We start from the raw sequence: 13134 nt of genomic DNA on the forward strand, positions 1-13134 counted from the left end.
TGGGGATCGGTGCAGGGGCCGTTATAGGAGGGTAGGGCCATGACTGGCATTGTGCGTATCGACGACGAGGTACTGGGCGTCGAAGAATTCATCCGCCTGCTCAAGTTCACCGGGCAGTTCGAAGGGCTGGTCGAACAGATGGTGCGTGACAAGCTGACCGTCCATGCCGCGAAGCGCGCTGGCATGAGCCTGGCGCAGGAAGAGATTCAGGAGCGCGCGGACCAGTTCCGGCGCGTGCAGGGACTGCACCGCGCGGCGGATATGAACCACTATCTCGACGCGCTGGGCGTGAGCCTGGACGAGTTCGAAGTCTTCATCACCGACAGCTTGTACCAGGAACGGATGATGGAGCAGGTCTGCAACGACGCCGCCGTGCACGAATACTTCCAGCTCAATTCGCCGCGCTTCGACAGCATCGAGGTCAGCCACATCGTGGTGGACAGCGAGGGCAAGGCCAAGGAGCTGATCTCGTACCTGCAAGACGACCCCGACAGCTTCGCCGAGATGGCGCGCGAGCATTCGATTGCCGATACGCGCGAGCGCGGCGGCGACATCGGCAAGGTCTTGCGCGGCTCGCTCAAGACAGACATCGAAGCGAAGGTCTTCAATGCGGAAGCCGGCGACTTGCTGGGGCCGTTTCCGGCGGCGGACCGCTCGTTCTTCGAAGTCTTCCTCGTGCGCGCGAAGCATCCCGCGACGCTCGACAGCGACGTCGCGGTGGAGGTGCGCCGGCTCCTGCGTGAAGAATGGCTGATGGCGAGGGCGCAGGAACATGTCATCGAAGCCCGCTAGCGAAGGCGCAGCGGCGGCCGAGGTGCCGTCGCCCGCGGCCGCGCCTGCATCCCCTGCTGCGGGTGCATCGCTCGCCGATTTCCTGTCGACGGTCGAGATCCTGTCGGCACTCACGCGTGAGGAGCTGGAGCAGCTCGCCGCCGCGGCGCAGACGCAAACGTTCGGCTTCGGCGACACCGTATGCAATGCCGGCGAGCCCGCACCCGGCCTGTACATCATCAAGGCGGGCTCCGTGCGCGTGTTCAACGAGGAGCACGGCAAGGAAATCAGCATGGGCGTGCGCAAGACCGGCGAGGTCTTCGCGGATGTCGGGCTGCTGCGCGACTATCACCATGAATCGTCGGTGCGCGCATCGGGCAAGACCGAGCTGCTGATGATTCCGCGCAGCGTGGGCGAGAAGGTCGTGGCGCGCAACCAGGCGGCGCTGGCGTTCATCACGAGCTATGTGGCGATCAGTTCGGCCGGCGGCTTCGTGGCCCGGCTGTTCGACCTGCGCGGCAAGCTGGACCGGCGCGAGCTGGAAGACGCGGTGCGCAGCGTGGGCGTCAAGCGCGTGGCCGCAGGCAAGGAGATCCTGAAGCAGGACGGGCGCGACGACCGCCGGCTCTACGTTGTGCGCCAGGGCGCCGTGCGCATCGTGCGCAATGAGGACGATGACGAGTTTCCGCTGGCCACGCTCGGGCAGGGCGATATCTTCGGCGAGCGCGCGTGCGTGATGCGGCAGGAGCAGATCGCCTCGGCCATCGCCGAGACCGATGTCCGCCTGCTGGTGATCCCCGAAAAGACCGTGCAGCTCATCCTGGAACGCAATCCGCGCCTGCGCGAAGTGCTCGAAGAGCGCATCCGCGTGGTCGATCGCGAGCTGCATCGGCAGAAGAAGCTCGCCGAGCGCCGCAAGCGTCCGGTGCTGCTCGACCTGCAATCCAAGCCGGAGCTTGGCGAGCGGCTGATCCGCCGGTTTGCGCTTGTCGAGCAGGCCGAGGAGATGGATTGTGGTGCCGCCTGCCTGGCCATGATCTGCCGGCACTACGGGATTCCGATGTCGCTTGGCAAGCTGCGCGAACTTGCCAACGTGACCACGCAGGGCGCCACGCTGGAAAGCCTCGCGCGCGCCGGCGAATCGCTCGGCTTCACCACGCGCGGCGTGCAGTGTACGCGCGAGTCGCTGATGGGCTTCGAGCTGCCGTTCATCGTGCACTGGGAGGGCTACCACTATGTGATCGTGTACGGCGTCTCGGCGCGCTGGGTATGGGTGGCGGACCCGGGTATCGGCTTCCGCAAGATGAGCGCCGAAGAGTTCGAACGCGGCTGGAGCGGCACCTGCCTGCTGTTCAGCCCCGGCGAAAGCATGGCGCAGCTGTCGGTGCAGCGCTCGCCGTGGCTGCGCTTTATCAGCTATCTGGCGCCGTACAAAAAGATCCTCGCGCACCTGTTCCTGGCCACCTTCGTGATCCAGGTGCTCGGCGTGGTGCCGCCTCTCATCATCCAGAACATCCTCGATGGCGTGGTGGTGCACCAGAATATCGGGCTGCTGCACCTGTTGATCGTCGGGCTCATCATCGCGAACTTGTTTTCGCAACTGATGTCGACGATCCGCGCGTACCTGGCCAACTTCATGGTGCGCAACATGGATTTCGCCATGATGTCGCACTTCTTCAAGCACACGCTGTCGCTGCCGCTGTCGTTCTTCGCCAAGCGCAAGACCGGCGACATCTTCGCGCGCTTCCAGGAGAACCAGACCATCCGCGCATTCCTGACCGAATCCACGGTGACGACGGCGCTGAACCTGCTGATGGTGTTCATCTACTTCACCATCATGTTTCTCTACAACGTCAAGCTCACGCTGCTGCTGATCGCGTTCGTGATCCCGATCGCGGCGCTGACCGTGGTGGTGACGCCCAAGGTCAAGACCTACGCGCGCGAGGTGTTCGCTGCGTCGACGGACGCCAAGGCTTATCTCATGGAGACGCTTGGCGGCGCGGAGACCGTGAAGGGCATGGGCATCGAGCGGCCTGTCCGCCTGCGCTGGGAAGCCAAGTATGCGAAGGCGCTGGAAAAGCAGTACCAGGCGCAGGCCTTCCACATCCTCGTCGGCATGATCAGCCAGTTGCTCAATGCGGCGACCACCATCGCCGTGCTGTGGGTGGGCGCCACGCTGGTGCTGCAGCGCGAGCTGACGATCGGCCAGCTGATCGCCTTCAATGCGTTCATGGGCAGTGTGCTCGCGCCGTTGATGGGGCTGGTCGCGTTGTGGGGCCAGCTCAATGATGCCGGCGTGGCGATGGAGCGGCTTGGCGACGTGCTGGACCTCGAGCCCGAACAGAAGCCGCAGGACGTGATGTCGCGCGTGCTGCTGCCCGACCTGCAAGGCGAGATCGAGATGAACGGGCTGTACTTCCGCTATGGCGGCGAGGACACCGCCTATGTGCTCGAGAACATCAGCCTGCATATCAAGCCGGGCGAGATGGTGGCTATCGTCGGGCGCAGCGGCTCGGGCAAGACCACGCTCGCCAAGCTGCTGGTCGGCTTCTACCGGCCTACCGAAGGCTCGATGAAGGTGGACGGCTATGAAATCGGCATGATCGACACCGAGTTCTACCGTGCCCAGGTCGGCTACGTGATGCAGACCAACCTGCTGTTCTCCGGCACCATCGCGGAGAACATCGCCTGCGGCGACGAAAGCCCCGACCGCCGCCGCATCGAGGAAGTGGCCAGGATGGCGGACGCGCACCCGTTCATCACCAAGCTGCCGCTCGGCTATGAACAGATCGTGGGCGAGCGCGGCATGGGCCTGTCGGGCGGGCAGATCCAGCGGCTGTGCATTGCGCGCGCGCTGTATCACGACCCGCGCCTGCTGGTGTTTGACGAAGCGACGTCGGCGCTCGATACGCAGTCCGAGAGTAATATCCTCGCGAACATGCAGGAGATCCTGCGCGGGCGCACGGCGGTAATCATCGCGCACCGCCTCAGCACCATCATGCAGGCCGACAAGATCCTGGTGCTGTACGAAGGCGCCGTCGTCGAGCAGGGCCGTCACGATGAACTGCTCGACCGCAAGGGCATGTACTACCAGCTGGTGCAAAAGCAACTGAGCTCAGCATGAAGCTATATAACCAGGGCGCCCATCCGCCTGCCGCCGCCGGCACCTCCACCGTCTCGTTCGCGGGGCTGATCGAGAAGCTCGAGATCCTGCGCTCCACGCTGCGCTGGTCGTCGCGGCTCGAGCGCACCGATATCGAGAAGCTGCTCAAGCAGACCACCACGCTGCGCGATGAGGTGATGGGGCTGTCGCACAAGGAGCGTTTCGTGCAGGCCGCAACGGGCGGTGAGGCGCCCGTGCAGGAGGAAATCGAACGCATGCCGCGCGAGCGCCGGCAGGCGCTGCTCGAGCGCAGCTTTATCTTCGAAGGGACGTTCGGCGATAACCCGAAGCTGCTCGAATCGCTGGAGATTGCCGAAAAGGCGGCGCCTACCGATCTTCCCGTGCTGATCGACGGCGAAAGCGGCACCGGCAAGGAGCTGATGGCCAAGGTCATCCATGCCAACGGTTCGCGGCAGGAGCGGCCGTTCATCTCGGTCAACTGCGGCGCTATTCCGGACAGCCTGCTCGAGTCCGAACTGTTCGGCCACAAGAAGGGCGCGTTCACGGGCGCCAGCAACGACCGGCGCGGCAAGTTCGAGAGCGCCCACACCGGCACCATCTTCCTCGACGAAATCGGCGAGCTGCCGCTGACGGGGCAGGTCAAGCTGCTGCGCGTGCTCGAAGCGCACGAGATCCAGCGCGTGGGCTCGGACGAATTGATCGCCGTCGACACCCGGATCGTCGCTGCGACCAACAAGGACCTGCGGCGCATGAGCAAGGAAGGAACGTTCCGCGAGGACCTGTTCTACCGGCTCAGCGTGATCCACGTATCGCTGCCGGCTTTGCGCGAGAGGCGCGACGAGATCCCGTTGCTGGTCTCTTATTTCAGCGACGAAGCGGCGGGCATGCTCAAGCGGCGCCCGGTCAAGCTTACGCCGAGGCTGCGCGACTTCCTGATGCATTACGAGTATCCGGGCAACATCCGCGAGCTGCGCAATCTGTTGTACCGGGTGTCGTGCCTGGCCGGTGATACGGCGGATCTTGTCCACCTGCCGGTGGACATTCGTCCGAAGCCGGCCGCGCTGGCCGTGGTGCCGATCGGGCCGGTTGGTGCGTTGTCAGCGCTGCCGACGTCGCTGAGCGAAGCCAAGCGCGCTGCCAGCGATGAAGCGGAGCGCGCGTTTCTGGAGCGGGGGCTGCAGGAAGTGGGCGGTACCGTTGCCGAGCTGGCGCGGCGGTGCGACATGAACCGTTCGCATCTGCAGATGCTGCTGAAGAAGCACGGGATTCATTCGAAGGACTTTCGGGGGCAGAGGGAGAAGGCGTGAGAGCGGTGAGGGACGGGGGGGCGCCCGGTTTGGCGAGCCCCCCAACCTTCACTTGCCCTTGTAGTCCGGGAAGAAGAGCTGTTCCCCTTCGACCTTGTAGCCGGCAATGGCCCGCTGTCCTTCCGGCGAGGTAATCCACTCCACCAGCTTCATTGCGTCGGGGTAGTTGGTGCCAGGGTGCCTGGCCGGATTGACCGCGATGACGCCGTACGGGTTGAACATCTTCGGATCGCCCTGCACGGCGATCGCCAGGCCGGTCTTGGCGCGGTAGGCGCCATAGGTGGCGCGGTCCGACAGCGTATAAGCGGGCATCTGGGCGGCCATGGTCAGCACCTCGCCCATGCCAAGCCCCGCGTTGACATACCACGGTTGCCCCTTCGGTTCGATGCCGAGTTGCTTCCAGTAGTCCTTCTCCATTACGTCGGTGCCGGAGTTGTCCCCGCGCGAGATGAACTTGCTGCCGCTGCCGGCGAGCTTGCGGAAGCCCGCCAGCACGTCCTTGCCGCCCTTGATGCCGGCCGGATCGCTGGCCGGCCCCACGACGATGAAGTCGTTGTACATGACGTCGCGGCGATTGACGCCGTAGCCGGCCGCCACGAATTCATCTTCCATCTTGCGCGCGTGCACGAGCAGCACGTCCACGTCGCCCATCTCGCCCATCTTCATGGCCTTGCCCGAACCGACGGCGATGACCTTCACGTTCACGCCGCTCTTCTGCTCGAACTTGGGCAGCAGGTACTTGAGCAGGCCGGAGTTCTCGGTACTCGTCGTGGTAGCCAGCTTCAGTTCACCGGCCTGTGCGACGGAGAGCGCCATCAGGCAGGTAATGCTGCCCAGAACGGGAAGCCTGCGAAATGCAATCCGTGACATGTGTGGTTCCTTGATTTATGTTTCGATAAACATAATTGCCATGCCATGGCGGGTCGTGGAGAATGGAAAAAAAGCGACATAAAAACGGGGTGGTTCATTGTGTGCGAAGCGGAATCGATGTGTAAATATGCAAGGCGAAACATATGACATTTCGCTTTGACCTGTTTCCGGTCGTTGCTGCGGACGACAATCCGCGCGCCAACGGCAAGGTGTTCCAGTTGCTCAAGGCCGTGCGCGAAACCGGCTCGCTGCACCGCGCGGCGCGCGAGATCGGCTTGTCCTACCGCCATGCCTGGGGCGTGATGCGGACGTGGGAGGCCATGCTGGGCCGGTCCGTGCTCGATATGGAGCGCGGGCGGGGTGCGTCGCTGACGCGCTTTGGCGAGCGGCTGCTGCGTGCGGAGATGCGGTTGCGCGAGACCCTCGATCCGGCCGTGCAGCGCGCCATGGCCGAGTTCATCGCTGATCTCGACGATGCCGCCCAGCCGCAGACCTGCGTGCATTTTTCGGGGAGCCACGATCCCGCCATCGAGGTACTGGCCGGTGCGCTCAGGGACCAGCCATCGGGGCTTCAGCTTGATACGGTGTTCTGCGGCAGTGTCGAGGGGCTGATCTGCCTGCAGGAGCGGCAGTCCGAACTGGCTGGCTTCTATGTCTCGCCCGTGCAGACCGCCGGCTCGGTGGCCCACCTGACATTGCGCAAATGGCTGCGGCCAGCGTCGGTGCGCCTGCTGCGGCTGGCGTGGCGCGAACAGGGCCTGATCGTGTCGCCGGAGTTGAGCACTGAAATCCACGACCTGCGTGATCTCGTGCGCACCGAGGCGCGTTTCATCAACCGGCAGCGCAGTTCCGGCACGCGCATGCTGTTCGATCAGTTGCTGGCCGCGCAAGGCCTGTATCCCGACCAGATCGCCGGGTACGAAGAACCCGAGTTCAGCAATGAAAAGGTGGCGGAAGCGGTCCACGCCGGGCGCGCGCAGGTCGGTTTCGGACTGCGCATGAACGCCGAGGCCCTGGGACTGGCCTTTGTACCGCTCACGCGAGAGGCGTATTACCTGGCGCTGCGCAAGAACGACCAGACCGCGGGCTGGATGTCGGGCCTGCTCGCCCTGCTGGCCGATCCGGCGTTCGCGCGCCGGATCGAAGCGCTGCCGGGCTACACCATGGCCGAGCCGGCCGGCGTGCTGACGCCGCAGGAGGCCTTGCCCTGGTATGGAGCCGACGGTAAGGAAGGCGGCTGAGCCGCGCCTGATCGCGCTACACTCTTTGCGATGGCCTGAATAGGGCGATCGCCCGCCAACGCAAGGAGCACCATGCTGGAAACCGCCGCCCTGGCCGCAGGCATGTCCTGGGCCAGCGGCTTTCGCCTCTACCTCGCTGTCCTGGCCGCGGGCGTGTTGTCGCGGCTAGGCTGGCTGCACCTGCCGCCCGGGCTGCAAGCGCTCGAATCGTGGTGGGTGATCGGCGTGGCCGCGGTGCTCGCGCTGGCGGAGTTCATCGCCGACAAGATCCCTGGCTTCGACTCGGTCTGGGACAGCATCCATACCTTCGTGCGGATCCCGGCCGGCGCGATCCTTGCCGCGGCCGCGTTCGGCCAGCTGGATCCGCAATGGATGGTCGCGGCGGGCCTGGTCGGCGGCACCCTGGCCGGTACGGCCCACGTCGCCAAGGCCGGCACGCGTGCCTTGATCAATGTCTCGCCGGAACCGTTTTCGAACTGGGCGGCCTCATTCACTGAGGACGTGACGGCGACCGGCAGCCTGCTGCTGGCCTTTTTCCTGCCAGTGCTGTTCCTCGTCGTGCTGGCCGTCTTCCTGTTGGTGGCCATCTGGCTGCTGCCCAAGCTCTGGCGCGGAGTGCGCCGCCTGCATGCGAGCTTGCGCAACCGCTCGGGCCCGCCCGCAAGACGAACCTGAGCGCGCCCCCAGAACCCATGCTGCGTGCTCCAGGCGCCGGCAGCACCCGAACGAGACTGAAACCAAGACTGATGCCGAACGAGCCCGCTTCCGTCCCCAATACCGCTGTTTCCCGAGCCATTGCCAGGTCCGTGTCGCACGGACGGCGATTTTCAGCCTGGCGCCAGGCCTTGCGCATGGCCCGGCGCGATTGGCTCGCCGGCGAGCTTTACCTGCTGCTATTCGCGCTGGTGCTGGCGGTTGCGGCGCTGACCAGCGTCGGCTTCCTGGCCGACCGCATGCGCCTGGGACTGGAGCGCGATGCTCGGCAAATGATTGCCGCGGACGTGCTGCTGGTATCGGACCAGCCGTTCGACGCTGGCTTTTCCACACGCGCAGCCCAGGCCGGCCTTTCCGTGGCGCATACGGTGACGTTCCCGAGCATGGCGACGGCCCGCCGTGCCGATGCCGCCCCCGGCGCCGAGGCGCCTAGCCAGCTCGCCGCGCTCAAGGCGGTCAGCCCTGGCTATCCGCTGCGCGGCAAGCTGAAGGTGGCCGCCACGCCGGGCGGCCCCGAGCAGGCCGCCGAAGGCACTCCCGCGCCGGGCACGGTCTGGGTGGACGAGGCACTCCTGAGCGCGCTGGGGCTGCGCATTGGCGACGCGCTCCAGCTTGGCAACCGTACGTTCCGCATCGACCGCATCCTGACCCAGGAACTGGATCGAGGCGCGGGGTTCATGAATTTCGCGCCGCGCGTGCTGTTGCCGCTGTCCGATCTCGACAGCACCGGCCTGATCGGCTGGGGCAGCCGCGTGAGCTACCGCCTGCTCGTAGCGGGTACGGACGCTGCCGACAAGGCCTACCAGCGCTGGGCGGACGACGAGATCAAGCGGCTCAAGCTGCGCAACACGCGCGTGGAGTCGCTCGAATCAGGCCAGCCGCAGATGCGCGCCACGCTGGACCGCGCGGAGCGCTTCCTGTCGCTGGTGGCGGTGCTGTCGTCGATGATTGCCGCGGTGGCGATCGCCATGTCGGCGCGCCGCTATATGCAGCGGCACACCGACGCCTGCGCGGTCTACAAGTGCATGGGGCTGTCGCGCCGGCAGATCCTGGCGGCGTTCGGCATCGAGTTCCTGCTGCTCGGGGCGGCCGGCTCAGTGGTGGGCGTGGTGCTTGGCTACCTGGCCCACTACGGACTGCTGTTGTCGCTTGGCGGCCTGCTGCAAGTGTCGTTGCCGCAGCCTTCGCTGTTGCCAGCAACGGTCGGCATCCTGGCGGGTCTGGTGCTGCTGGCCGGCTTTGCCTTGCCGCCGTTGCTGGCGCTGACGCGCGTGGCGCCGCTGCGCGTGCTGCGCCGAGATATCGGCCCGCCGCCGGTGTCGGCATGGGCAGCCTATGCCCTCGGGCTTGGCGCCTTTATCGGCTTGCTGCTGGTGGCGGCGCGCGACCTGCGGCTCGGCCTGACCACGGCGGGCGGGTTTGCCGGCGCCGGGGCTGTCTTTGCATTGCTGGCGCTCGGCATGCTGATGCTGCTGTCACGCGCGTTGCGTGGCAGGCTGGCGGGGCGCTCGGCGGTGGGCTGGCGCTTTGCGCTGGCCGTGCTGGAACGCCGGCGCGCCGTGACCGTGCTGCAGACGGTGGCGCTGGCCATCGGCCTGATGGCGCTGCTGCTGTTGGGCATGACGCGCAACGACCTTGTCGATTCCTGGCGCAGTGCCACGCCGGCCGATGCCCCCAACCGCTTCATCATCAACATCCAGCCGGACCAGCGCGAGCCGTTGCGCGGCATGCTGGCCACGGCAGGCATCCATGACCTGCTCTATCCGATGGTGCGGGGCCGCCTCACGCATATCGGCGAACGCGCGATACGCGCCGACAGCTTTGCCGAGGGCCGCGCGCGCAACCTGGTGGAGCGCGAGTTCAACCTGTCCTATACCGACGCGCTGCCCGAGGGCAACCAGGTTGTGGCCGGGCGCTGGTCCAATGGCACGGGCGCCGGCGCATCGGTGGAGGAGGGCATCGCCAGGACGCTGGGCATCCGGTTGGGCGACACCCTGCGCTTCGACGTGGCCGGCCAGACCGTGCAGGCGCCGGTCACGTCGCTGCGCAAGCTCGACTGGGGGTCGATGCGTGTCAATTTCTTCGTGATCCTGCCGCCATCCGCCATGCATGGATTGCCCGAGACCTACATCACTTCGTTCCACTTGCCGCCAGCGAGCGCGGCGCTCGGCAACCGCCTGATCGCGGCGTTTCCCAACATCACGGTGGTCAACACCGACCTGATCCTGCGGCAGATACAGGCCGTGGTGGATCAGGTGATTGCCGCTGTGGAGTTCCTGTTCGTCTTCACACTGGTGGCCGGGATCACCGTGCTATACGCGGCACTCTCAGGCGCGCGCGACGAACGCATGCGCGATGCCGGGCTGCTCAAGGCACTTGGGGCTTCGGCGGCGCAGGTCAAGCAGACGCAGTACGCCGAATTCCTGGTAGTCGGCGGGCTTGCGGGCCTGCTCGCGAGCATCGGCGCAATCGCCGTAGGCTGGGGCCTGTCCCAGCACGTCTTCGATTTCCCTTACCGCTTCAATCCGTGGATCGTGCCGACCGGCGTGGTTTCTGGCATGCTGTGCGCTTTTGCGGGCGGCTGGCTGGGCCTGCGCGATGTGCTGCGCCAGCCGGCGCTGGCGACATTGCGTGACGCGTAATGCTCCGGAATGCCTCGGAACGCCGCCTGAAGTTTGCGAGTATCTGAATGAATACCGAACCTGAATCCACCGGCCAGGCCGGCACCGAGGTCACCGCCTTCGACCTGGTCGGCGGCGAGGCGCGCGTGCGCGAACTGGTGGACCGCTTCTACGACCTGATGGACCTGGAGCCCGAATTCGCGGGCCTGCGTGCGCTGCATCCGGCTTCGCTGGACGGCTCGCGCGACAAGCTGTTCTGGTTCCTGTGCGGCTGGCTGGGCGGCCCCAATCATTTCATCGAGCGCTTTGGCCATCCGCGCCTGCGCGCGCGCCATATGCCGTTCGAGATCGGCATCAGCGAGCGCGACCAGTGGATGCGCTGCATGGCCCTGGCGATGCAGGACGTCGGCCTGTCCGAGGACCTGCAGATGCGTCTGATGCAGGCCTTCTTCCAGACCGCCGACTGGATGCGCAACGTGGCCCGCTGAAGCGGCCCGGATCATTTCGAGAAAGGGTGGGACGATGCAAGACAAATTGCCCGCAGCTGCCCATGAGCTGCTGGAATTCTGGTTTGGCCACCATGGCTCGCCGCAATGGAATATCGCTCGGCCGGAATGGTTCACCAAGTCGGCTGCGCTCGACGACGTCATCCGCACGCGCTTCCTGACGCTGTGGGAAGCCGCGCACTCGGGCGATCCCGACGAGGGCGAGGACTGGTGCGCCACGCACGAAGGCGCGTGCGCCCGCGTGGTGCTGCTCGACCAGTTCCCGCGCAACCTGTTCCGCAACGATCCGCGCAGCTTCGCCACCGATGCCCAGGCGCTCGACCTGGCGCGGCGAATGGTCGATGGCGGCATGGATCGGGAGCTGCCGACGGGCTTTCACCGCATGTTCTGCTACATGCCGTTCGAACACTCGGAATCGCTTCAGGACCAGGACGAATGTGTGAGGCTCATGACGCAGCTGCGCGATGTGACGGCCGGCAAGGTCGACGTGGTCGAATGGGCGGAAAAGCATCGCGCGGTGATCGCGCGCTTCGGGCGCTTTCCGCACCGGAATGCCATCCTGGGCCGGCAGAGCACGCCGGAGGAAGTGGCATTCCTGAAGGAGCCGGGCTCGCGGTTCTGATCGCGGCGCCCGGCCTGGGAGACGCTGCTCAGGTCTCGTCGCGGTGTTCCTGCCACTTGTCGACACGCACGCGCGGCGCGTCGGCCAGCTTTGCCAGCAGCGCGGCCGGCGTGTCGGCCACGCGCAGCAGGTCGGCATGCACCTGCTTGAGGAAGCCTTCCTGCACGGCATGCGACATGAAGCCGAGCATGCCGTCATAGAAGCCCGCCACATTGAGCAGGCCGACCGGCTTGGCGTGGTAGCCCAGCTGCAGCCATGTGAAGGTCTCGAACAGTTCCTCGAAGGTGCCGACGCCGCCGGGCATGGCGATGAAGGCATCGGCGCGGTCGGCCATCATCTGCTTGCGCTCGTGCATATTGCGCACGACATGCAACTCGGTCAGGCCGCGATGGCCGACTTCCTTCTGCATCAGCGCGTCGGGAATGATGCCGATGGCGCTGCCGCCATGCTCGAGCACGGCATCGGCAACGATGCCCATCAAGCCGACCTTGCCGCCACCGTAGACCAGCGACATGCCGTTTTCGACGAGAGCCTTGCCGAGCGCACATGCGGCGTCGGCATATTCGGGGCGGTTGCCGGGGCTGGAACCGCAATACACGCAAACGGATTTCACTTCCTGTCCTTGTCTGACTGGTTTTCTTGGGCCGCCTTGGACGCCGCGTAGTCGCGCGCGAGCTGGTCGAACGCATCGCGCGCACGGCCGCGCAGGTACGGCGCCAGGATCGAGAAGATGTGGTAGCTGGAACCGTGCAGATAGCCGCGGATCTGCTCGGGGTCGTTGTACTGGCGCGGACGCTGCACGAACTGGAACGACAGCCAGTACGTGGCGATCACGACGATGTTCGTGCAAATCGCTTCCACCTGCTCGGGCGTGGCTTCCATCTCGCCATCTTCGATGAACTGGCGGCAGATCTCCAGCGCAAAGCGCTTCTTCTGCTCGACGATCCGCTTGAAGTTGGTCTCCAGCATGCGGTTGCGCGCAAGCAGGTCGTTGATGTCCCGGTACAGGAAGCGGTAGTTCCACAGGAACTCCGACATGTACTGCAGGTAGCCCCAGCTTTCGTCCAGCGTGGCCTTGTGATCGTCGGGCAGCTTCAGGCGGCGTTCCATCTCCTGCTCGAAGAGCACGAAGATGGAATTGATGATGTCGTCCTTGTTGCGGAAGTGGTAGTAGAGATTGCCGGGGCTGATCTCCATTGCCTCCGCAATGGTGGTCGTGGTGACGTTGGGTTCGCCGACTTCGTTGAACAGGCGCAGCGAGACGTCGAGGATGCGGTCCCTGGTGCGGCGGGGGCCGGTTTGCGGTTTGGGTTCCATGGGCGTCCGGGCGATCGGTAAATCGGGGCAGGGTAGCGATT

The 13134-nt window shown here is 65.5% G+C and carries 11 protein-coding genes; 8 read left to right on the forward strand and 3 right to left on the reverse strand.

Annotation, left to right across the window (positions count from 1 at the left end):
* Positions 1–39: 39 nt before the first annotated feature.
* From ACIGJG_RS04635 to ACIGJG_RS04645, 3 genes are read left to right on the forward strand one after another with little or no spacing between them, the layout of a single operon-like run.
* A complete protein-coding gene (locus ACIGJG_RS04635; RefSeq protein ID WP_011297112.1) occupies positions 40–792 on the forward strand; it encodes a peptidylprolyl isomerase in 753 nt (250 codons plus the stop codon).
* On the forward strand, positions 773–3895 hold the full coding sequence (locus ACIGJG_RS04640) for a peptidase domain-containing ABC transporter (protein WP_011297113.1): 3123 nt from the start codon (positions 773–775) through the stop codon (positions 3893–3895). Before ACIGJG_RS04635 ends, ACIGJG_RS04640 begins: the two co-directional genes overlap by 20 nt.
* Positions 3892–5202 (forward strand): sigma-54 interaction domain-containing protein, encoded by a 1311-nt coding sequence (locus ACIGJG_RS04645; RefSeq protein ID WP_011297114.1) that lies wholly within the window; start codon positions 3892–3894, stop codon positions 5200–5202. Before ACIGJG_RS04640 ends, ACIGJG_RS04645 begins: the two co-directional genes overlap by 4 nt.
* A gap of 48 nt (positions 5203–5250) precedes the next feature.
* Here ACIGJG_RS04645 and ACIGJG_RS04650 read toward each other — a convergent pair whose 3' ends face one another.
* Positions 5251–6072, reverse strand: coding sequence for an ABC transporter substrate-binding protein (locus ACIGJG_RS04650; RefSeq protein WP_011297115.1), 822 nt, complete (start codon positions 6070–6072; stop codon positions 5251–5253).
* Positions 6073–6215: 143 nt separating this feature from the next.
* Between ACIGJG_RS04650 and ACIGJG_RS04655 the strand changes: the two genes are divergently transcribed.
* The 5 genes from ACIGJG_RS04655 to ACIGJG_RS04675 all read left to right on the forward strand — a co-directional run bounded on the left by ACIGJG_RS04655 (position 6216) and on the right by ACIGJG_RS04675 (position 11776).
* Positions 6216–7313 carry a substrate-binding domain-containing protein gene (locus tag ACIGJG_RS04655; protein ID WP_011297116.1) on the forward strand — a complete coding sequence of 366 codons (1098 nt, stop codon included), beginning with the start codon at positions 6216–6218 and terminating at the stop codon, positions 7311–7313.
* Positions 7314–7385: 72 nt separating this feature from the next.
* Positions 7386–7988, forward strand: coding sequence for a DUF4126 domain-containing protein (locus ACIGJG_RS04660; protein WP_011297117.1), 603 nt, complete (start codon positions 7386–7388; stop codon positions 7986–7988).
* A 71-nt stretch (positions 7989–8059) separates the two neighbouring features.
* Entirely contained in the window at positions 8060–10669 is a 2610-nt protein-coding gene (locus tag ACIGJG_RS04665) for an ABC transporter permease (RefSeq protein WP_011297118.1), read from the forward strand.
* A gap of 47 nt (positions 10670–10716) precedes the next feature.
* Entirely contained in the window at positions 10717–11136 is a 420-nt protein-coding gene (locus tag ACIGJG_RS04670; protein WP_011297119.1) for a group II truncated hemoglobin, read from the forward strand.
* 34 nt (positions 11137–11170) lie between these two features.
* Positions 11171–11776: a DUF924 family protein gene (locus tag ACIGJG_RS04675; RefSeq protein ID WP_483672823.1), complete on the forward strand. Its 606-nt coding sequence runs from the start codon at positions 11171–11173 to the stop codon at positions 11774–11776.
* Between the two features lie 28 nt (positions 11777–11804).
* On the opposite strand, the gene ACIGJG_RS04680 is transcribed toward ACIGJG_RS04675, so the two are convergent.
* Positions 11805–12389, reverse strand: coding sequence for an LOG family protein (locus ACIGJG_RS04680; protein ID WP_011297121.1), 585 nt, complete (start codon positions 12387–12389; stop codon positions 11805–11807).
* Complete coding sequence (locus ACIGJG_RS04685) at positions 12386–13093, reverse strand: TetR/AcrR family transcriptional regulator (protein ID WP_011297122.1); 708 nt, start codon at positions 13091–13093, stop codon at positions 12386–12388. Before ACIGJG_RS04685 ends, ACIGJG_RS04680 begins: the two co-directional genes overlap by 4 nt.
* Positions 13094–13134 lie beyond the last annotated feature (41 nt).

It is taken from the genome of Cupriavidus sp. C1SS-2L (assembly GCF_057073735.1).

What these genes read in the sequence shown, in the direction of transcription:
- ACIGJG_RS04635 (WP_011297112.1), top strand. Translation starts at nt 40, where the DNA reads ATGACTGGCATTGTGCGTATCGACGACGAGGTACTGGGCGTCGAAGAA.
- ACIGJG_RS04640 (WP_011297113.1), top strand. Translation starts at nt 773, where the DNA reads ATGTCATCGAAGCCCGCTAGCGAAGGCGCAGCGGCGGCCGAGGTGCCG.
- ACIGJG_RS04645 (WP_011297114.1), top strand. Translation starts at nt 3,892, where the DNA reads ATGAAGCTATATAACCAGGGCGCCCATCCGCCTGCCGCCGCCGGCACC.
- ACIGJG_RS04650 (WP_011297115.1), bottom strand. Translation starts at nt 6,072, where the DNA reads ATGTCACGGATTGCATTTCGCAGGCTTCCCGTTCTGGGCAGCATTACC.
- ACIGJG_RS04655 (WP_011297116.1), top strand. Translation starts at nt 6,216, where the DNA reads ATGACATTTCGCTTTGACCTGTTTCCGGTCGTTGCTGCGGACGACAAT.
- ACIGJG_RS04660 (WP_011297117.1), top strand. Translation starts at nt 7,386, where the DNA reads ATGCTGGAAACCGCCGCCCTGGCCGCAGGCATGTCCTGGGCCAGCGGC.
- ACIGJG_RS04665 (WP_011297118.1), top strand. Translation starts at nt 8,060, where the DNA reads ATGCCGAACGAGCCCGCTTCCGTCCCCAATACCGCTGTTTCCCGAGCC.
- ACIGJG_RS04670 (WP_011297119.1), top strand. Translation starts at nt 10,717, where the DNA reads ATGAATACCGAACCTGAATCCACCGGCCAGGCCGGCACCGAGGTCACC.
- ACIGJG_RS04675 (WP_483672823.1), top strand. Translation starts at nt 11,171, where the DNA reads ATGCAAGACAAATTGCCCGCAGCTGCCCATGAGCTGCTGGAATTCTGG.
- ACIGJG_RS04685 (WP_011297122.1), bottom strand. Translation starts at nt 13,093, where the DNA reads ATGGAACCCAAACCGCAAACCGGCCCCCGCCGCACCAGGGACCGCATC.